The organism is Rhizobium sp. L51/94 (assembly GCF_019355555.1).
Classification (GTDB): domain Bacteria; phylum Pseudomonadota; class Alphaproteobacteria; order Rhizobiales; family Rhizobiaceae; genus Rhizobium; species Rhizobium rhododendri.
On the sequence record NZ_CP072142.1, the window covers coordinates 841,220 to 861,770 of the forward strand.

Sequence of the window (20,551 nt, forward strand, 5' to 3'; positions counted from 1 at the left end):
TCTTCAACAGACTATCGCGAATGGCAGAACCTGTTGATTCAAAATAGGACGCAGATATCGAAGCGCCATGTCCGTTTCTGCGGCCGCGAGCGCGGTCTGAGAATTTTTCCAAGTTTTCCCCTGTCTAGAAAATAAATTACAGAAATAACCAAAAAATCAGATCGTCAATTGACTTCAAACGGCTTTGACGCATATTGGAGAAAATAAATTACACCGAAACGGTGAGTGGGAATTTTACAGAAAACAGGGAATCCCATGTCCGGGGGCACTTCGATAGTTGCAGTTCTGACGGTCGCGCACGGCGGCCCGGCAGGCGGGAACTAGACAGATAGACAATCTAACGTCGGTACCTGCCCCCTTGCGGTGGCTCGGAGCCCGGCGTGTATTTAGGCGACAGACATGCGCATCTTCACCGCCTCGCTGGCGACTGAAACGAACACCTTTTCTCCCGTGCCAACGGATATGAACGCCTTCAAGGCGGCATTTTATGCCGGGCCAGGCGAACATCCGGACACACCGACGCTCTGCTCCGCCGTTGTCCCGATCCTGCGCCGCCGCGGCAAGCAGGAAGGCTTCACCGTCATCGAAGGCACGTCATGCTGGGCGGAACCGGCCGGTCTCATCCAGCGGCAGACCTACGAGACCTTGCGCGACCAGATCCTCGCCGAGCTGAAGGCAACCCTGCCGGTCGATGGCGTGGTGCTCGGCCTGCATGGCGCAATGGCCGCTCAAGGGTATGACGATCCGGAGGGCGATTTCCTCTCGCATATTCGCGACATGGTCGGCCCGGATGTCCTCATCGCTGCCGAATTCGACCCGCACAGCCATCTGACGGCGCTTCGTGTTGCTAATCTCGATCTCATGGCCGCCTTCCTGGAGTTCCCGCATACGGATTTCGAACAGCGCGGGGAACATGTCGTCGAGCTTGCGCTCCAGGCCCTACGCGGACAGATCAAGCCGGTCATCTCTACCTTCGACTGCCGTATGATCACGATTTTCCCGACGAGCCGGGAGCCGATGCGCTCCTTCGTCGATCAGATGCAGGCGATGGAGGGCAAGGACGGCATCCTATCGGCCTCGGTCATTCACGGCTTCATGGCCGGCGACGTGCCCGATATGGGAACCCGCATCGTCGTCGTCACCGACAATGACAGGCAAAAGGGCGACGAACTAGCGGCAGCCCTTGGTCGCGAGCTCTACGGCCTTCGCCGCGAGACCGCGATGCCGATGGTCGACACCGAGGCGGGCCTCGACAAGGCGGTCGCCATCCGCGCCGCCCATCTTGAAAAGCCGGTCACCATCGCAGACGTCTGGGACAATCCCGGCGGTGGCGTCGCTGGTGACGCCACCCATGTCCTGCGCCGGATGATGGAACGCGGCATGGACAATTTCGCCGTTGCGACGATCTGGGACCCCATCGCCGTCACCTTTTGCCATGCAGCGGGCGAGGGCGCCGAACTTTCTCTGCGCGTCGGCGGCAAATCCGGCCCGGAGGGAGGCGAACCGCTCGACCTGCGCGTCACCGTGCAAAAAGTCTTCGATGCCGGTTGGCAGAGTTTCCGCAATTCGCGCGTCACGCTCGGCAGTGCCGCGCTCATCAGGCCGGTCGGTACCCGCATCGATATCGTCCTGATCACAAGTCGGACGCAGACCTACGAGCCGGATATCTTCTCCAACCAGGGTATCGATTTCGCCGGGAAGTGCTGGCTCCTGATCAAGTCGACCAATCATTTTTATGCCGGTTTTCAACCCGTCTCGTCAGACATCGTCTATATCGCCGCGCCGACTTCCTATCCGACCGATCCTGCAACGACGCTTTATCGCAAGGCGAGCCTCGAACTCTGGCCGCGCGTTGCCGATCCGCTGGGGCTGGATAGCTGAATTCTCGACCGGCAGAAACCGCGCCGAAAGAACTGGCCGAACCGAAAACAACAAGGGGATGACGATGAAACACAGTGCATTTGTTTTGATGACGCTTGCGGCATTGGCCGGTACGAGCAATCTGGCATTGGCTCAGAAAAGCGACGGCGTCTTGACCGTTGCCACGATCGGCGAGCCGCCGACGCTCGATGTCATGCAGACGCCGACCGATATCGTTCTGACCATCGACCAGCATATTTTCGAGACGCTCTATACCTATGACGCAGAATGGAAGTCGGTTCCGCTGCTCGCCGCTGCCATGCCGACGATTTCCGAAGACGGCATGACCTACAGGATCCCGCTGCGCGAAGGCGTGAAGTTTCACGACGGCAGCGACTTCGACGCCCAGGACGTGACCGCCTCGCTGAAGCGGTGGATGGCGATCAATTCGAAGGGCAAGCAGGTTGCCGCCATCATCGACAGCCTTGAAGAAGACGGCGATCATGCCGTCATCATCAAGCTGAAATCGCGTTATGCGCCGCTGCTGGCCACTCTGTCGCAGGCCTGCGTGATCATGCCCTCCGAAAAGGTCAAGGATACGCTCACCGATTTCATCGGTACCGGCCCTTACGAACTGAAGGAGCGCAAGCCCGACCAGTACACCCAGCTCGTCCGCTTCGACGGCTACAAGTCGCCGCAGGGCACGCCGAGCAACTATGCCGGCAAGCGAGAGGCGATCGCCAAGGAAGTCCGGTTCGTTCCTGTTCCAGATGCCAACACTCGCGTCGAAGGCCTGATTTCCGGGCAGTTCGATTATGCGGATTCGTTGCCTGTCAGCGCCTACGAGCGTGTCGAAAAGAGCGGCAACGCCAAACCCGTGATCTTCAAGAATGCCGGCTGGGCTTCGATGAACATGAATATGAAGCAGGGCCTTCTGGTCAATAAGCAGCTGCGTCAGGCGGTGCAAGCAGCCCTCAACGCCAATGACATGATGCTGGCCGCCTTCTCCGATGACCGCTTCCTCAGCGTCGATGGCTCGATTTTCCCGAAGGGCTCCTTCTGGCACACCGAAGCCGGCGTTGCCCGGTACGGAGAAGGCGATCAGGAAGCCGCTGGCAAGCTTCTAAAGGAAGCCGGCTATGACGGCACGCCGCTACGCCTCATGACCAGCCGCCAGTACGAATTCCACTACAAAATCGGCGAAGTCGCCAAGGCCTATATGGAAGCTGCCGGTTTCAAGGTCGACCTGCAGGTTGTCGACTGGGCAACGCTGACCACCCGGCGCGCCGATCCAAGGGAGTGGGACATCTTCATCACCCATTCCAACTTTCCGGGCGACCCTACCACGATCAACACCATCACCGACAGCTATCCGGGCTGGTACGTTTCCAACCAGAAGACAAAGGCTGTTGCAGCTTACATGGATGCAACCACCGATGATGCCAAGAAGAAGGCCTGGGACGGTATCCAGACAGCCATCTATGATGACGCCTCGCTCTTTAAAGTCGGCAACTTCAATGCAGTTTCCGGTCTCGCAAACGGCGTTTCCGGATACGAGCCAACCTACTGGCCGCATTTCTGGAACGTCAATCCGAAGAAGTAGGGCTTGGAACGACCATGGCTACGATCGCACAGGCACTTTTAACACGGTTGGGGGGCATGGCCGTCGTGCTCGCCCTCGTCGTAACGGTGGTCTTCATCATCGTTCGCGTGACGCCTGGCGATCCGGCCGCAGTCATGCTGGGGTCGGATGCGACCCCTGCGGACATCGCCCAGCTGCGCACCAAGATGGGGCTCGATGCACCGATGATCGTCCAGTATGGCCAGTTCGTGTTGGGCATACTGCATGGTGACCTCGGCCAGTCGATCTTCCTGAATCAGCCGGTGACGACGGCACTTGCCTCGCGTGCCGAGCCGACTTTCTTCCTGACGCTTTTCTCAATCCTGATCGCGGTCGGCATAGCCTTGCCTGTCGGCATCCTGTCGGCGGTCAAGCGCGGAACGATCTTCGACCAGATCGTCGTCACGCTCACCATGGTTGCGGCCAGCGTGCCAAGCTTCTGGCTCGGGCTGATGCTCATCCAGATCTTCGCCGTCGGTCAGGGCTGGTTCCCGGCCTCCGGCTACGGCGGCCCCGAGACACCCTTTCTCGAACGGCTGCATCATCTCGTGCTGCCGGCTGTCGCACTCGGCATCGTCAATTCGGCGCTGATCACCCGCTTCACCCGCGCTGCCATGCTTGATGTCCTCGGTGAGGATTATGTCCGCACCGCCCGTGCCAAGGGCGCCGGGGAAGGTCGCGTTGTCCTCAAGCACGCGTTGAAAAACGCGATGATACCGATCATCACCGTCATCGGCCTGTCGGTCGCCATGCTGGTCGCCGGTGCGGTTGTCACGGAGACCGTCTTTGGTCTGCCTGGCGTCGGCAATGTCGTGGTCTCGGCTGTCCTGCGCCGCGACTATCCGGTCATTCAGGGCGCGTTGCTCACAGTCGCCGCCATTTACGTTCTCATCAATTTCATCGTCGACATGCTCTATATCGTCGTCGATCCACGGGTGCGCCTATGATCACCATGGCTTCCGTCTCCATGCCCTTGTCCTCCGGCCTACGCCGCCTGCTCGGCAACCGAGCCATGCTTTTCGGCGCAATCATTCTGGTCGTCGTCGTCTTCGCAGCGCTGCTGGCCCCCTTTGTCGCGCCCTATGCGCCGAACAAGCTGTCGATTGTCAACAAGCTGAAGCCGCCATCCATGGTCCACTTTTTCGGAACCGACGAATTCGGCAGGGATATCTTTTCCCGCGCCATCTTTGCGGGCCGCATCTCGCTTCTGGTCAGCCTCGGCGTCGTCTTCATCTCGACCGTGCTCGGGGTGATCCTCGGCGTTGCGGCCGGGTTCTTTCGCGGCCTCGATGCGCCGATCTCTCGCCTGCTGGATGCAATGATGTCCTTCCCGGACATCCTGCTGGCGATCGCGCTCGTTGCAGCGCTCGGGCCGTCGCTCACCACCGTCATCCTGGCGCTTGGCATCACCTATGCGCCACGCCTGGCCCGCATTATCCGTGGCTCGACGCTGGTCCTGCGTGAACTGCCCTATATCGAGGCAGCCGTCGCCATGGGGCTCCCAACCTGGCAGATCCTTGTCCGTCACGTGCTGCTCAATCTGGCCTCGCCCATCCTCGTGCAGTCGACCTTCGTCTTTGCCTCGGCGATGCTCGCGGAGGCAAGCCTCTCCTTCCTCGGCGTCGGCGTTTCCACCGACATGCCGACCTGGGGCACGATGCTGGCGTCGGGGCGCGAATATATGAACAACGCACCGTGGCTGATGGTGTTTCCGGGCCTTGCCATCGTCTTCTCCGTTCTCTCCCTGCAATTGCTTGGCGACGGCCTGCGCGATCTTGTCGATCCGCGTCTCGCCAAGGAAAGCTGATCATGACCGACGCGACCACAAACAAGCCGGTCCTTGCAGTCGAGAGCCTGACGACCTCTTTCAAGACACCGGAAGGCTGGAAGGCCGTCATCCGCAATATCAGCCTGCATGTCGATGCCGGCGAGACGGTCGCGATCGTTGGCGAGAGCGGCTCGGGCAAGAGTGTCACCGCGCTATCGACAATGCGGCTTCTACCGGCCGGTCGGGCTCGCACTGAAGGCCGTATTCTTCTCGATGGCAAGGACCTGCTTGCTGCAAGCGAAGCCGAGATGCGCAAAGTGCGCGGCGGCTCGATCGGCATGATTTTCCAGGAACCGATGACGTCGCTCAATCCGGTCTTTACCATCGGCAACCAGATCGCGGAAGCGCTGGTCCTGCATCGCGGCCTGTCCTGGGCACAAGCCGAGGCCGAGACCGTGCGGCTGATGGAGCGGGTGCGGATCCCGGCGGCAAAGGCACGCCTCCACGAATATCCACACAAGTTCTCCGGCGGCATGCGCCAGCGCGTGATGATCGCCATGGCGCTTGCCTGTCGCCCGAAGCTTCTGATCGCCGACGAACCGACAACCGCGCTCGACGTTACGATCCAGGCTGAAATCCTTCATCTGCTGCGCGAATTGCAGCAGGACGAAAACATGGGCGTGTTGTTCATCACCCATGACATGGGTGTTGTGGCGGAAATCGCTGACCGTACCGTTGTGATGTTTCGCGGCGACACGATCGAGACAGGGCCGACGCAGGAGATCTTCGCCGCTCCCAAGGCGCTTTACACCAAGTCGCTGCTCGCCTCGATCCCGCGTCTCGGCACCATGGGAGCCGCGGTCGCGCCAAAGCGTTTCCCGGAGGTCGATGCGTCGACCGGCGTGGCAAACGATGGCCGCGAGATGTCTGCCGTTGCGTTGGGCGTCGAGCCGATCCTCAAGGTCGATCGTCTGTCCGTGGGCTTCGACCTGCCGACCGGCCGCGTCCATGCGGTCGAAGACGTGTCCTTCGATCTTCGCCCTGGCGAAACGCTGTCGCTGGTGGGCGAATCCGGCTGTGGCAAGTCGACGACCGGCCGTGCCATCATCCGGCTTATCAATCCGTCCGAAGGCTCGATCGTCATCGGCGGCCAGGATGTGACGAAAGCCGGCACAAGGGAGCTGCGCACCATGCGTCGCACCTCGCAGATGATCTTTCAGGACCCCTTTGCCTCGCTCAATCCGCGCCTCACCGTCGGTTCGGCGATTGCTGAACCGATCCTCGCCCATGGGCTGATGGGACGGCGGGATGCCAAGGAGCGCGTCGTCGAACTGCTGGAACAGGTCGGACTGTCGGCGGCGATGGCGGAGCGCCACCCGCATGAATTTTCCGGCGGCCAGCGGCAGCGCATCTCGATTGCCCGTGCCTTGGCACTTGATCCGAAATTCATCGTCGCAGACGAAGCTGTCTCGGCGCTCGACGTTTCAGTTAAGGCACAGGTTTTCAACCTCCTGCTCGACTTGCAGGAAAAGCATGGTCTTGCCTATCTCTTCATCAGCCATGATATGGCCGTCGTCGAGCGGATGAGCCATCGCGTCGCGGTGATGTTCCTCGGCGAAATCGTTGAGATCGGTCCGCGGGCGGCAATTTTCGACAACCCGCAACATCCTTATACCCGCCGTCTGATCTCTGCGGTGCCTATTCCCGATCCGGCACGCCGCGGCCGGACTGTACCACCTTCGACTGAAGAGATCAGAAGCCCTATCCGTCCATTCGATTACGTTCCGCCGAAGCGCATTTTTCGGGAAGTCTCGCCCGGCCATTTCATCCAGGATTCGCACTGATGCCACTCCCAAGGGGCAACGGTTCAAATTCGCATTGTAAAATAAAACTGAAAGACACTTCCATGACAAGCAACAAGATCATTCGTTACGATATCGCCGACGCCCAGGCAGGCGGCCAGAGCCGACCTTTCGCCAAGGCCGTGCGCGCGGGCGATTTCATCTACATCTCCGGTCAGGTGCCAACCATCGATGGCGAGGTCGTAGTCGGCAATATTGCTGTTCAAACCGAACAGGTGGTCGCCAATATCAAGTCCGTCCTGGCGCTCGCCGACTGCACGCTCGAACATGTGGTCAAGGTTAATGTCTGGCTCGACGACGCCCGCGATTTCTCCAGCTTTAATGCCGTTTTCCAGAAACACTTCATCGATCATCCGCCGGCACGCTCCACCGTCCAATCGCCGATGATGGTCGATGTCAAGGTAGAGAAGGACGTCATTGCCTACAATCCGCTGGATTGACAAGGTCTCGCCGGGCCAGGCAACCTCATGCGTCTTTTGTGGCGCCTGAGGCTGCCTTGAAGTCCCTCGCCGCGGGCTGCATGTCGGGCGGGCTGCATGTCAGAAAGCATCCTGTGATCACGAGGACGGCCTGGCGGAAAAATCGGCGCTGAGCCGAGTGGTCCGCGCGTCGATTCTCGGGTTCGACCCAGCCAGGGTCGGGACGCCGTGCTTTTCGAGGTATTGGCGAGATCCTACGCATACCAGAGAAAGGTTTGTCACGCGCCTGGCGACGGCATCGGGCTCCTCGACAACTCCTCTTATCACCAGATCGACCCGATCATCGATCATGTCCCGCCGAAGCTGCGATAAAACCAGATCCCCCCCCGGAGATGAGGATATTCGGCCAGCAAATTCGGAATGGTTGGCAGAATGTGAAGTCGACCGAATGTGGTAGGGGCTGCAATGCGGATCGACCCAGACATGTCGGCGCCGCTGCCCTTAACTTCTCGATCAGTAGCTTCGATCGCCTTGAGCAGTGGTTTCATTCTGTCGAAATATTTTTTGCCCTTGATCCGTCAAGGTGGCGTTCGGCGTGCTTCGATTTGAAGAGTGCAACCCCCCAGATGATTTTCGAGCGTACGGATCGCTTTGCTCACTGCCGGCTGTGCCGTGCCGGTTGGTAAAGCCGTTTTTACCCGGAGCTTGCCGCCTGGCAACTGGTCGACGTCGATCCGCCCGCACGGCTTGATGCCAAGGTGTTGCAGCAAACCCGCTTGAGTGTCGATGCCTTTTCATCGTCACGGCCAGGGAAGGCATGGATAGCATTCCAAATGCCAACGAAATCTGATGCCCTGCGTCAAAAGTGGTCACGTGGGAGACCGCAGACACGACAAGGCAATTCATGCTCGTGTTAGCAAAGAAGAGATCGAGCCTCGATCTATACCTTCCCTCGACTGTAGGCCAGTAACGCAACCGCGCAACTTTCCGGACGTACTTCACAAACCAACGCCCAATATTCGAGATGCCGACGCCGGTTAAGTAGTTGCAAGTTCATTTAAGTTAACTGGCTTTTAACCACAAGCGTAAGTCACATGATAATAAGGCTGAGTTAGTTTTCAAAGTCGAGGAAAGATTCAACTACAAAATATCGCTTATATTTTTTATCTGGGGGAGAGGCCAATGCCAATAACGAAGACCAACATCTCGAAGTGGCCTGTTGCTCTCTCCACTGCCTTGTTTGTTATAGTACTTGTCACTCTGGGCGCTCTGGCAACAAATGTCATCACAACCATGCGCCGCTCTGCAGATATCCGTGATGACGAGCGTGCGTCTCGAGCAGCCCAGTCGGCAATCCGGTCTCTCAAAGACCGGGTTTCGATGACACTTCTCGACAATGCCGGCTCGAGTGATGCTTACCAGGTTTCGCAAGCGGGGGAATTCTCTCGATGGGCCATTGAGAAATGGCGCGGAACGAGCGGAGCCGCATCTATCTACGATGGAGCGATCGTAACGACGCGCAGCGGTGCGACCGCTATGGCGAGCTACAAAGGCTCAACCTTCGATCCCTCGACTCGCTTCCGAGGTACTCTCCAGTCGCAAGCTTCGGCAGCTCTGAAGAATGAGGGAAAGCCGCTCGTCGAATTCGTCAAGACGTGGGATGGTGTTGATATCCTGGCATCGACAATCATACATCCAGACGGCGGCACGACAATTAGTACCCCTTATGCGGTTTTGTCGCTCTTCAGGCACGTGCGGGATTCTGACCTTGGCTTGCTTGCGGAGCAATATCAGCTTGAGGGCCTGCGTCTTTACGAGGAAGCACCTCGCAATATGCTCGTCGTCGCGCTGAGGAGTGCCTCAGGCCTACCCGTTGCTTACCTGGGATGGAATAGACTTCGACCGGGCACCCGAGTGTATCAGGAGGTCAGAAATGAAGTACTAGCCGCCGGCGTCATCTTGGTCGTTTTCCTTGTCGTGGTGGTAACTGCCGGAGGTGCAGAGTCCCGGCGGATGGCGAGAATGGCGCGGTTGGCTCGATATGAAGCGAGCCACGATGGTCTCAGCGGCCTTTTGAACAGAAACGGGCTTTTGGCGGATTTGGATAAAGCACTCGAAAACGGGGACGATGTTACACTTCATCTCCTGGATCTTGACGGCTTCAAGGCGGTCAACGACACCTGGGGTCATCAGATCGGCGACGTCCTTATCCAAAAAGTTGCTAACACAATTTCTCAGTGCCACCCGCAAATTGTCTCCGCGGCGCGATTGGGGGGCGATGAGTTTGCCCTTGTCCAGTGCGACCACGGTCCTTCATCGAATTTTTGCGCGCGGGTTCTGTCGATTTTCGAAAAGCCATTCGAAATCGAAGGTCGAACAGTAGAAGTTGGTGTTAGCATTGGCAGCGCGCGTTCGGTCAACGTCACCGACTCCTTCGAATTGCTTCGCCGTGCCGACTTAGCTCTTTATCGGGCAAAGCACGACGGCAAGGGAAGGGCCGTGGGGTATCGGCCGGAACTCGACCGCGACCGCGAAGAGATGGCCGTGCTTGAAAACGAGCTGAAACGTGCCGTTGTCAATGGCGATATCGGTGTTGCCTATCAGCCGCTTGTCGCCTCAGGGAGCGGTAAATTGAACGGTGTAGAAGCGCTCGCTCGATGGCAGAGCCCGACGGGTCCAATCAGCCCTGAAATATTCATCCCCTTGGCAGAGCGCTCTGGCCTGATTGATCAACTGGGCATGTTGATTTTACGTCAATCTGTAAGAGCGGCTGCCGACTGGCCGGAGCTTGGGCTGTCCGTCAATGTTTCTCCGGTGCAAATGTGCAATGCCTCGTTCGCACACCGGGTTGCAAGCCTCTTAAAGGAAGAGAACTTTGAACCCACTCGGCTGACCCTGGAGATTACCGAGGGTGTCCTAATGTCGAACCCGACCCACGCGCAAAGGGCTATCGATGAGCTTAAAAAGATTGGTGTCCGGTTTTCTCTCGATGATTTTGGCTGCGGTTATGCCAGTATCGGAGCGCTTAGACAATTTGGCTTTGACAGCATGAAAATCGATCGGTCTCTGGTTTGGGCATTCGACGATGGGCGTGGAAGAGACATATTGAAGGCGACGATCGCGCTCGCCGCGGCACTATCAATCCCCGTCACAGCAGAGGGGATTGAAAACGAAGGGCAGGCCGACTTTCTTCGAGATGCCGGGTGTGACCAGCTTCAGGGATATATGGTAGGGCGCCCGATGTCCGCGGAAGAGTTATCCCGTTTCAGAACGAACGCGAACGCGCGGCCTTTGAGCTCGCCGGCCGCTGCCTGACAATCCTGGAATGGATATCCAATCTTTGCGTCGAACTTTCAAAAAAGCGAACTCTCCTAATCTTGGGTTTCTCGGTGATGATCGTACGACAGACGAGCCAACATCCAATCCGATAGCAAGACTGTCGGCCGCCCATCCGGTCGCTGTCGAGCACACGCCGACGGTTAGCGCGATGGGACTCGGCTCTTTGGCGGCTTTGCCGCTCATTGCGTTGCGCTCCCTTGCGCGGCCTTTGCGTGAGTTTTGAGCACACACCGCGTGGCATGCGCTCGACCTGTGCCTGATGTTTGGCCGCTATCAGACCGAAGGTGCGGCGGCAACAGCCGACGGCATCGCCCATACAAGAGCTTGCCCGAGCCAGAATAAGCACTTGATTTGGATGAATCACTTTACCACGTCGGCGATCAAACTTAAACGGCGCCGGGTTTATAGTCGCGTAAAGTGTTGCTACCAAGCCGAATCTCTCTTATATGTAGGTACGTACCTACCTACTTACCTACTAGGAGGCTTTCGATGAGTATGACGAGTTTGTCCAGCCGTGAGGTTAATCACGACGTTAGCAAGGCAAAGAAAGCTGCCCAGATGGGGCCCGTTATCATCACAGACCGTGGTAAGCCATCGCATGTGTTGATGACCTACAGCGAGTTCGAGCGTCTGACGGGAAAACGGCGGAGCCTCGTTGACGCGCTTTCAATGCCCGGTCTCTCGGTGGTCGACCTGGATCCGCCGAGGGCAGAAATCGTGACCCGCGAGGTCGACCTGTTTTGAAATACCTGCTCGATACCAACGTCGTCTCCGAACTGCGTAAGGCCGGAGACGGCAAGGCAGATGTAAACGTTACGCGTTGGCTCAACTCGCAGCATTCGAGCGATCTGTTTATTTCTGCTATCACGATCCTCGAAATTGAGCGAGGGATATTGCTCCTTCAACGTCGCGATCGGTCTCAGGCGGCTCTCTTGCGGACATGGATGGACAGACGCGTCCGCCCTGAGTTCGAGGGCCGTATTCTCTCGATCGATGATGCGATTGCGACGCGTTGCGCTCATCTTCATATCCCAGATCGTCGAAACGAGGCTGACGCTTTGATCGCCTCGACTGCGCTGGTTCATAGCTTGACCGTCGTAACGCGTAACGTTCAAGATTTTGCCGGAACCGGCGCGATTGTCGTTGATCCGTGGCTGGGCTGACGATTTTACATTCTGCAACACAGCATTATGGTGGCAAATAGCCGCGTTCCCTTCCAAATCAAAGCCTTTGGCAGCGGCGGGAGCTGATTTTTCAATATCTTTGGCGGCGCAAGAAGGGTCGGCGGTTCATATCGGATCAAGCGCAAGTAGTGATCTTAGTCTCTTCCAAGCTTTCCTATCAGCACACGGTTACCCTCCCGGTTGCCGCACAAGCGACTGGGTTATCCTGCAACATCGCACAACTCGACCGCCGGAAGGTTTACTTTACGGAGCCCTGTTTTCGCACTCCTTTCGGAGAAAATTGTCCGATTTCATTCTTCATCAGGTCACTTTCGTGAAGCTTGAGCGTTCCCCACGGCATGCCTGAATTGGCTTGGGGAGAGATCTGTTGACTGTTTGAACTGATTGGAGAAATGGAAGGCTGAGTTGAAGCCTAGTAGCCCGGCGATCTCCTTGATCGATTTGTCGGTATTGGAGAGAAAGTCGTGAGCCCGCTGGATCCGGACGGTGATCTGGTACTGTTTGGCAGACATTCCCGTCTTCTCGCGAAAAATCCGCCGGAAATACGGATAGCTGATACCCAGCTCCGCCGCCAAATCTTCAACCGACTGGCCGTCCCCGCAGCGCTCCATGAGAATTGCACGAGCCCTATCCACCAAACGCGAGTTCGCCTCGGCCGCAAGGCCTGATGACCGGCTTAGCAATGCAAGCAGCTGCAAGCCGAGGGTCGATATTACCAATTGGTGCAAAACGGCATCTTCGCGGGCGAGAGTATGGATCGCGGCGAACACTGCCGCGATTTCGTCTCCTGCGGGGCTCATTGGCCGCTCTTTATTCAGCAAACCCGTGTGTAGCGCAAAGTCGAAAGCGTTTCCACGGCACTCTATCCAGTGCTCCGTCCAGCCACTCGGCCGATCGGGGGCAAAGCGATGCCATTCTCCGGGAAAAAGGAGGAATACCGACCCTTCCGTCACATTCATCTTCCGCCGCGATTTCCCGAATTCGAGCTTTCCGATCCCGCTACTGATGAACACGATTTGGTACGCGTGAAGGATACGGCCACGCGACCAGCTGAAATGATGGTCGTCTGGATGGCGGCTCGGAGGATAGCTGGAGTGTGGCGCTATAACCGAATATCCGGTCGAAACTGCAGTGCATCCCCAAGCATCGGATATTCGGTTTTCAGGCATGTAGACAAAATAATTATCCGCCATTTCAAGACCTCAGAGATAAGATCAATTTTTGTATGCAAAAGTCACTTTTGCGGTTTTTTCCGGCGTGTCAACACGCTTTGGCAATGCTAGCGTTGTGGTTGCTGGGCAACTCGATGCGATGGTGCCATGGGCAAAATTGTTATTTAGCCGCTGCCGGGGAGGGTAGCGGACGGGAGGAGAGGAACATGAGAACCCCAATCAGACTGCTCGCAGCGGTATCCTGCCTTTTAGCATCTGCTGCCTACGCCGACGATTTCCACGGTTTCGACCCGTTGAAATTCGACGGAAACATGCTTTCTGCCGAGACCCTGAAGGCCATGGTTCAGGATGCATCCAAGGTCACGCGACCGAAGAATGGTAACAAATACAGTATCGGCTTCGCCAATCTTCAGCGAGACATCGCCTTTGGCGTCCTTGTCGAAAAAGGAATACAGCAGAATGCGGATGCGGCCGGCGTGGAACTGGTCATCGCCGATAATCGTCTCGACGGACCGACAGCGCTTGCCAACGCCAAGTCGTTTGCCGAGCGCAAGGTCGATTACATCATCGAATTCCAGACCGACGCCAATTTCGGCCAGGCGGTCATGGACGTATTCAAACAGGACGGCACGAAGGTTACCGCGATCGACATCCCGATGCCCGGCGCAAATTTCTTCGGTGTGAACAATCCGAGATCTGGCTTCATGGGCGGATCTTATCTGGCGAAGGCGGCGGACAAGCAGTTCGGTGCCGATAGCGTGAAGAAGGGCTACCTCGTCATAGGCGCTTTGCCGCAATCGGGCGTCATACCGCGGATGCGCACCGAAGGGCAGCGCGCCGGGTTCCTGGCACTGAGCAAGGCTTTTCCAGCCGATCATATCATCGAGATCGATACGAAAAATACCTTGCAGGAATCCTACACGCAGATGAACAATGTCCTTGGCCGCATTCCACCTGAAGCGCCTATCATGATCATCGGTATCAATGACCAGGCGACAATGGGCATGTTGCAAGCCGTGCGTGCAGCGGGTCGCGTCGACCAGGCCATTGCGGTCGGCAATGGTGCTGATGAAGCCGAGGCGCTCGCCACCGATCCGAAGCTGATCGCGGCGACAGGGTCCTTTCCCGGCAGCTACGGCAACTATCTGATCCCGATCGCGCTTTCAGCGCTTGCGGGAAAACCCGTACCGGAAGCTATATTCGTTACGCATCAGATGGTTACGAAGGCCAACATCTGCAAATTCTACAAGGAATTCGAATGTGCAGGGGAAGCCGACGGCTATGTCTTCCCTGAGGCAGAGTTTGCAAGTTACCTCGCGGGTCTGAAGAAGGAAGACTGGCTGAAGGGTTACGAGGCGATCCTCCCGCAACAATAGGATGAGAGCGGAGGAGAGAGGTATGCAAACGCAACCAGTCATAGGGACCCGCGCACCGCGGCTCCGGATCACCGATGTCACAAAGGCATTTTCCGGCGTGCAGGTGCTGAAAAACGTCAGTTGCTCGGCAGACGCAGGAGAAGTCGTGGCCTTGCTCGGAGCCAATGGCGCCGGCAAGTCCACTTTGATGAAAATCCTGTCCGGTGTCTATTCCTGTGATGCGGGCCTCATCGAAATCGATGGCATACCCGTCGACATCACGTCTGCTCGTGCTGCCATCGCCGCCGGCATTCGCTTGATGCCGCAGGAACTTTCGGTACATCCGGACCTGTCGGTTGCGGAAAACATCGCTCTAGGGTCGATGCCCTTACGGAAGGTGGCCGGGATTGGTTTCGTCGATAGGAACGCCATGCGAAGCCAGGCCCTGGCACTGCTTTCGAGATTGGGTCTCGCCCACATCGTACCGGATCGCAGGATGGGATCCCTCTCTCTGCCGGAGCAGCGTATCGTCGAGATCGCCAGAGCGTTGGCCGGGAAAGCCAGAATTCTGATCATGGACGAGCCGACGGCTTCAATGGGAGAGGCTGATGCCGAAACGCTTTTCGGTGTGATCGATGCACTGAGCGCAGACGGCGTGACGGTCATCTATATCTCGCATTATCTCGACGAAGTCTTCCGGCTGTCGGATCGGATCGTGGTGCTGCGAGACGGCGAAGTGCGCGGGCAATTCCGGACCGCCGACACCAGCCATGAGGAAGTACTCAGGGCGATGCTTGGTGGTGACCTCGGTGACCTGTTTCCTCCGAAATCCGTCGCTCTTCCGGAAGAGACCGTCGTTACGGTCGACGGGCTCTCGCTGCCCGGTTGGCTTGAGGACGTTTCGTTTTCGGTGCGACGCGGCGAAATCCTGGGCGCATTCGGCCTGATCGGCTCCGGTATCGAGAAAGTGGGGAGAGCCGTCTACGGCGCGGAACCATCTGCAAGGGCGCGATCCCTGCGGATGGCTGACAAGGAGATCAAACTCTCCGGTCCGAAACAAAGCATCGAAAACAGCATCGGTTTTGTCGCGGCGGAACGCAAGCGGCAAGGTCTGATCGGCAATCTCACGGTCCGGACGAACACGACTCTCCCATACCTTGGATCCTTCACACGTTTTGGAGTGGTCGACACCGCGCGAGAGCGTGCGATTTCGCAGCACTGGATCAAAACCCTTCGCGTCAAGACCACGGGACCGGAGCAGGAGATACGCCTGTTGTCGGGCGGAAACCAGCAGAAGCTGTGTCTTGCTCGCTGGCTGCTCGGCAGCCCAAAGCTTCTAATCCTCGAGGAGCCGACACGCGGCGTCGATCTCGGCGCAAGGCGGGAGATTTACGACGAAATCCAACGCCTTGCGGTCGGCGGCATGGGGATACTTCTCGTATCGTCGGACGCCGAAGAGGTTGCCGGCCTCGCAGACCGGACCCTCGTTTTTGAAGACGGAAAAGTCGTCGCAGTCCTCGGACCACAGGCATCGGCGGCGGATCTGATGCAGGCGGCAGAAACGAGGTCCGTTTCGAGCGCCTCGAATGAATTGGAGAAAGCATGAGCAAGTCTGGTTCGATCGTGGAACATGGGCCAGCGGAGAAGCCCGGGCGTCCCTCTTTGGCGGACGGTCTGGCACGGCCGGCCGCGGGCATCGTCGTGCTGCTGGTATTTTACGTCGTCATTCTCGCCGCTTTCGCGCTGCTGTCGCCCTATTTCCTTACAGTCAGCAATCTTGCAAACATCGGTACCAACATGGCCTTCATCGGGTTGATGGCCGCAGCGGGCACGCCGCTCATTATCGGTGGCGGACTGGATCTCTCGGTCGCAGCCGTCGCGGGTCTCGCAGGTGTCATCGTCGCATTGATCCATGCGAACGGTATGAACATCTGGATCGGGTGTCTGGCGGCTTTATTCGTCGGCGCAGGGGTCGGCGTCCTGAACGGCCTGATCGTCACCAAGCTGCGCCTCAACCCGTTGATCGTGACATTGGGAACGATGAGCATCTTCTCCGGGATATCCATGGTCATGACGGGGGGCCTGAGCAAGCCGCTATTCGTTCCGGCATTCAACTGGCTGGGGTCCGGTCGTGTTCTTTCGATACCGTTCCCCGTCATCCTGATGCTGGTCGTCTTCGTCGTTCTTTGGCTGGTGCTTTCAAAGACGCCGTTCGGTCGTTTCGTCTATGCGACCGGGGGCAACCCGGAGGCAAGCAGCCTTCTTGGCGTACCTGTCGAGCGGACGCAGTTGATCCTGTACGTGGTCTCCGGCATTTCTGGAGCAGCTGCTGGCATCATTCTGTCAGCCATGCTCGGTGCCGCAGCGCCGAATGCCGCCAGTCAGCATCTGCTGACCATCATTGCGGCTATCATCCTGGGAGGCACGAGCCTGTTCGGCGGGCGCGGCAGCGTATGGGGCACGCTGATCGCCGTGTTGATCCTCGGAACGCTGAACAACGGCCTTACGCTCATGAATGTGTCGAGCTTCTGGCAGGATGTGACGCGCGGCGTCGTGTTGTTGTTGGCGGTTGGTCTCGATCAACTCCGCGTCCGCCTGCAAGGCTGAAACCCCATTTTTCCGGAGAACCAGAATGTCTGAGCGTCCCTTGAAGGCTGGCCTGTTTGGCATCGGCCTAGAAGCCTATTGGGCGCAATTCGAAGGGCTCGAGGCACGGTTACGCAGATATGTCGACGTCGTTGCCTCGAAGCTCGAGCGCCCTGGCGTGGACGTCGTGAATCTCGGTCTGATCGATACTCCGGAAAAGGCTCTGGACGCCGGTCATGCGTTCCGGGAGGCTGACGTCGATATCATCTTCCTGTTTATAACGACCTACGCGCTGTCTTCGACGGTGCTGCCTGTTGTCCGCCGCGCCAAAGTTCCGGTCATCATTCTCAACCTACAACCGGTGGCTGCGATCGACTATGCATCCTTCAACGCACTCGGCGACAGGACGGCTATGACGGGCGAGTGGCTTGCCCATTGCGCGGCGTGCCCGGTGCCGGAGATCGCCAACGTCTTCACTCGGGCGGGTATTCGCTTCCACCAGGTTACCGGCGTCCTCGAGGATGACCCCATCGTCGAAAACGCGATCGAGGAATGGATCGAGGCGGCCCGCGTTGCTCATATCATGGCGCACAACAGGCTCGGGGTGATGGGGCGTTACTACAACGGCATGCTCGATATCTACTCCGATCTCACCGCGCAAAGCGCCGTGTTCGGCACGCATATCGAGGTTTTGGAAATCGACGAATTGGCGCGCTTGAGGCGCGAAGTCTCCGACAGCGAAATCCTGGCATGCCTCGCTAAGATCAAGTCCGATTTCGATGTGCAGGCCGATTGCGACGAAGAGGAACTGACGCGGGCCGCAAAGACCGCCGTTGCCCTCCGCAAGCTCGTGGAACTCAAGCGCATCGGTTCTCTGGCCTACTACTACGAATCCGTTCCCGGCCATGAATACGAGAACATTATCACATCCGTTATCGTCGGGTGCTCGATGTTGACGGCCGAGGGTATTCCGGTTGCTGGTGAATACGAGATCAAGAACGCTCAGGCGATGAAGATTATGGACAGTTTCGGCTCTGGCGGATCGTTCACAGAGTACTACGCAATGGACTTCAAGGCTGACGTCGTCCTCATGGGCCATGATGGCCCAGGTCACACGAAGATAGCCGAAGGCCGTACGAAGATACGGCCCCTCCAAGTTTTCCACGGTAAAGTCGGCTCGGGCGTCAGCGTTGAAATGTCCGTCAAGCACGGACCAGTCACATTGCTTTCCGTGGTCGAAATCGCGGGCACGCTCAAGCTGCTTTGCGCTGAGGGCTTTTCGGTCGAGGGTCCTATCCTGGAAATCGGAAACACCAACAGCCGATATCAATTCTCCATTGGCGCACGAGCGTTTACGGAGAATTGGAACGCGCAAGGGCCAGCACACCATTGTGCCGTCGGTGTCGGCCACATCGGCGGTAAGATTGAAAAGCTGGCAGAGCTTTTAGACATTCCATTCGTAAAGGTCTGTTGAGCGTTGGCTCAGCCTCTCTGTTTGATATTGCGATATTCTGTCCGCACAAGCGTAATAGCGAGCCGGACGTTCATATCCCTTCAAGACCTGAAATATCGGTTCGACTTTGTGCTCAATAGTGGCTGCGACCCATTCTCCATGGCAGCTTTGCGCCGTCATTTTGGCCATTCGAGCTGCTTTTCGATCTCCTATAAGCTGACGGTCCACGGAATCGGCCTGTCGTCTTTTGCTAGTCGTTCCTGAAAAGCCGACTTTCATTTTAATGACTAGATGTCCCGATCGAGCTCTTATCGGACCCGTTAATACAGTTGCGAATTCGGGCTATTTCGGCGAAAATTATGAGGGCGGCATTCGCTCAAATGCCTGTAGCGAAGGATCTATCTTATCCCACACTTGGCCGCAGACACTATATGTGACGACTTGCGGATTGAACCTGCCTGGATCGTCGAGACTGGCAGCGTGTACCACTATCAGTTCCGGCATCGCGGCAAATGTCAGGTAAACTGGAGTTCCGCAGGCCGGGCAGAAGGCGTGTATCTTTTCATTTCCGCTTTCGCCCGCAACCCGCCAGCTTTTGGCCTCGCCCAAGATTGCCACATCGGCGCGCTGCGCGAACGTCAGATAGGATCCATGCCCGGTGCCGCTGCGTTTCTGGCAATCGCCGCATTGGCAGTGATTCTCGAAGATAGGTTCGCCCGCCGTTTCATAGCGGATTGCACCACAGGCGCAGCCGCCGGTATAGGCTTTGGTCATGACTATTCTTTCTGAGAGTGAGATTTGACGCCGCCTGAAATCAGGCCGCCTTTGGCTTGGCGAAGATGTCCAGACCCTTGCCGGTTTCGAGAAGGGATTTCAGGCTGGAGAGGACGGTTGGCCAGCCTTTGCTGATGCCGTTCGCCATGCCGCTGCCCGCAATTAGGTCGTCATGGGTGACAGTCAACCTGACCATATCGTCATACTCTACTATCTCGAAGGTCACACGGCTGTGACTGGCCGGATCGGTAGCCTGCGAAGCATTCGCCCAGGACATGACTAGACGGGTCGGCGGAGAGATCTCGATGATCTTGCCGACAAGTTCGACGGAGCGTTCATCATTGGCACGAATGTGTTCCCACTTCGATCCGATCTTCCAGTCGGAAATATTCTCGTGGCCCCAGTAACGGCTTGCGACATCCGGTTTCGTTATTGCCTCGAACACCTTTTCGGGCGTCGAGAGAATATAGGTTACATAAACAAAGCTGGTCGTCTCTCTGGTCATTGCTACTCTCCTTCCAGTTCTTTCTTCAAGTCGTGCAGCAGGCTGAGCCGCTGGCGTTCGAATTTCTGCACCCACCGCTCGTAGACTTCGTGCAGCGGCACTGGATTGATAAAATGCAGCCTTTCGCGCCCACGCTTGACCGTGCTCACCAGATTAGCATCCTCCAATATACCGAGGTGCTGCGTGGCGGATTGCCGGGCCATGTCCAGGGTTTCGCAGAGCGCGCTGAGCGTCTGCCCGTTCCTCTCGCAGAGAAGGTCGAGCAGCTTTCTGCGTGTCGGGTCGCCCAGCGCTTTGAAAACTTTGTCAGCGTGCATTGGTCTCAATCTGTACGAGTGCATGAATATGCAGGTAAATACCTGCATGTCAAGGGGCGGGTGGGAGCATGCGCCCGATCCGCACTCGTGAACTTCCAACTACAGATACAAGTGTCCGCTTACGGAGAGATTGTCACTTGTCGGCTATGACTGGGATGAAGTCGGAAGCAGGCCTAGATGCAGCTCGCGCTCTTTGGCAGCTATTTTAGCCTAGACCACCAAAGCCGGACAGTCGCGAAGCGGCCCCTGTCAGCCATTTCCGAAAGCAAATAGCTGCCCGCACACCGAAATTCGGCGCGAACGAATGGGCCAACGATGGGGTCGGCGGTTCGAGCC

The 20,551-nt window shown here is 57.6% G+C and carries 17 protein-coding genes; 13 read left to right on the plus strand and 4 right to left on the minus strand.

Going from position 1 to position 20,551, the window contains the following annotated elements; all coding sequences use genetic code 11:
- Positions 1-399: 399 nt before the first annotated feature.
- The 9 genes from J5274_RS21830 (at position 400) to J5274_RS21870 (ending at position 12,032) form a co-directional block, all read left to right on the plus strand.
- Positions 400-1,881, plus strand: a complete 1,482-nt coding sequence (locus J5274_RS21830) for a M81 family metallopeptidase (protein WP_219275031.1) — start codon at positions 400-402, stop codon at positions 1,879-1,881.
- A gap of 64 nt (positions 1,882-1,945) precedes the next feature.
- Positions 1,946-3,463 carry an ABC transporter substrate-binding protein gene (locus J5274_RS21835; RefSeq protein WP_219275033.1) on the plus strand — a complete coding sequence of 506 codons (1,518 nt, stop codon included), beginning with the start codon at positions 1,946-1,948 and terminating at the stop codon, positions 3,461-3,463.
- A 23-nt stretch (positions 3,464-3,486) separates the two neighbouring features.
- Complete coding sequence (locus J5274_RS21840) at positions 3,487-4,428, plus strand: ABC transporter permease (protein WP_219275676.1); 942 nt, start codon at positions 3,487-3,489, stop codon at positions 4,426-4,428.
- A complete protein-coding gene (locus J5274_RS21845; protein WP_374108599.1) occupies positions 4,425-5,288 on the plus strand; it encodes an ABC transporter permease in 864 nt (287 codons plus the stop codon). The genes J5274_RS21840 and J5274_RS21845 overlap by 4 nt, the downstream gene beginning before the upstream one ends.
- Before the next feature lie 2 nt (positions 5,289-5,290).
- Entirely contained in the window at positions 5,291-7,093 is a 1,803-nt protein-coding gene (locus J5274_RS21850) for an ABC transporter ATP-binding protein (RefSeq protein WP_219275034.1), read from the plus strand.
- Positions 7,094-7,155: 62 nt separating this feature from the next.
- Entirely contained in the window at positions 7,156-7,551 is a 396-nt protein-coding gene (locus tag J5274_RS21855) for a RidA family protein (RefSeq protein ID WP_219275036.1), read from the plus strand.
- A 1,161-nt stretch (positions 7,552-8,712) separates the two neighbouring features.
- Positions 8,713-10,845 carry a bifunctional diguanylate cyclase/phosphodiesterase gene (locus tag J5274_RS21860; protein ID WP_142831628.1) on the plus strand — a complete coding sequence of 711 codons (2,133 nt, stop codon included), beginning with the start codon at positions 8,713-8,715 and terminating at the stop codon, positions 10,843-10,845.
- Between the two features lie 513 nt (positions 10,846-11,358).
- Positions 11,359-11,613 (plus strand): type II toxin-antitoxin system Phd/YefM family antitoxin, encoded by a 255-nt coding sequence (locus tag J5274_RS21865; RefSeq protein ID WP_142831627.1) that lies wholly within the window; start codon positions 11,359-11,361, stop codon positions 11,611-11,613.
- Positions 11,610-12,032: a type II toxin-antitoxin system VapC family toxin gene (locus J5274_RS21870; RefSeq protein ID WP_142831626.1), complete on the plus strand. Its 423-nt coding sequence runs from the start codon at positions 11,610-11,612 to the stop codon at positions 12,030-12,032. Before J5274_RS21865 ends, J5274_RS21870 begins: the two co-directional genes overlap by 4 nt.
- 326 nt (positions 12,033-12,358) lie before the next feature.
- Here the strand turns inward: J5274_RS21870 and J5274_RS21875 are convergent, their stop codons facing one another.
- Positions 12,359-13,246, minus strand: a complete 888-nt coding sequence (locus J5274_RS21875; RefSeq protein ID WP_219275038.1) for an AraC family transcriptional regulator — start codon at positions 13,244-13,246, stop codon at positions 12,359-12,361.
- A 185-nt stretch (positions 13,247-13,431) separates the two neighbouring features.
- Between J5274_RS21875 and J5274_RS21880 the strand changes: the two genes are divergently transcribed.
- Genes J5274_RS21880 through J5274_RS21895 form a run of 4 tightly spaced genes read left to right on the plus strand, consistent with a single transcriptional unit; the run spans position 13,432 to position 18,640 of the window.
- A complete protein-coding gene (locus J5274_RS21880; RefSeq protein ID WP_209188198.1) occupies positions 13,432-14,601 on the plus strand; it encodes a sugar ABC transporter substrate-binding protein in 1,170 nt (389 codons plus the stop codon).
- A gap of 22 nt (positions 14,602-14,623) precedes the next feature.
- Positions 14,624-16,186, plus strand: a complete 1,563-nt coding sequence (locus tag J5274_RS21885) for a sugar ABC transporter ATP-binding protein (RefSeq protein WP_219275040.1) — start codon at positions 14,624-14,626, stop codon at positions 16,184-16,186.
- Positions 16,183-17,187, plus strand: a complete 1,005-nt coding sequence (locus J5274_RS21890; RefSeq protein WP_219275041.1) for an ABC transporter permease — start codon at positions 16,183-16,185, stop codon at positions 17,185-17,187. Before J5274_RS21885 ends, J5274_RS21890 begins: the two co-directional genes overlap by 4 nt.
- A gap of 25 nt (positions 17,188-17,212) precedes the next feature.
- Positions 17,213-18,640: an arabinose isomerase gene (locus tag J5274_RS21895; RefSeq protein WP_209188196.1), complete on the plus strand. Its 1,428-nt coding sequence runs from the start codon at positions 17,213-17,215 to the stop codon at positions 18,638-18,640.
- A 336-nt stretch (positions 18,641-18,976) separates the two neighbouring features.
- On the opposite strand, the gene J5274_RS21900 is transcribed toward J5274_RS21895, so the two are convergent.
- Genes J5274_RS21900 through J5274_RS21910 form a run of 3 tightly spaced genes read right to left on the minus strand, consistent with a single transcriptional unit; the run spans position 18,977 to position 20,215 of the window.
- Entirely contained in the window at positions 18,977-19,393 is a 417-nt protein-coding gene (locus tag J5274_RS21900; RefSeq protein ID WP_142831625.1) for a GFA family protein, read from the minus strand.
- Positions 19,394-19,433: 40 nt separating this feature from the next.
- The gene (locus J5274_RS21905; protein WP_219275042.1) at positions 19,434-19,898 is read right to left on the minus strand and encodes an SRPBCC family protein; all 465 of its coding nucleotides are present in this window, start codon (positions 19,896-19,898) and stop codon (positions 19,434-19,436) included.
- A 2-nt stretch (positions 19,899-19,900) separates the two neighbouring features.
- The gene (locus J5274_RS21910) at positions 19,901-20,215 is read right to left on the minus strand and encodes a helix-turn-helix transcriptional regulator (protein ID WP_142831623.1); all 315 of its coding nucleotides are present in this window, start codon (positions 20,213-20,215) and stop codon (positions 19,901-19,903) included.
- Positions 20,216-20,551: the final 336 nt, after the last annotated feature.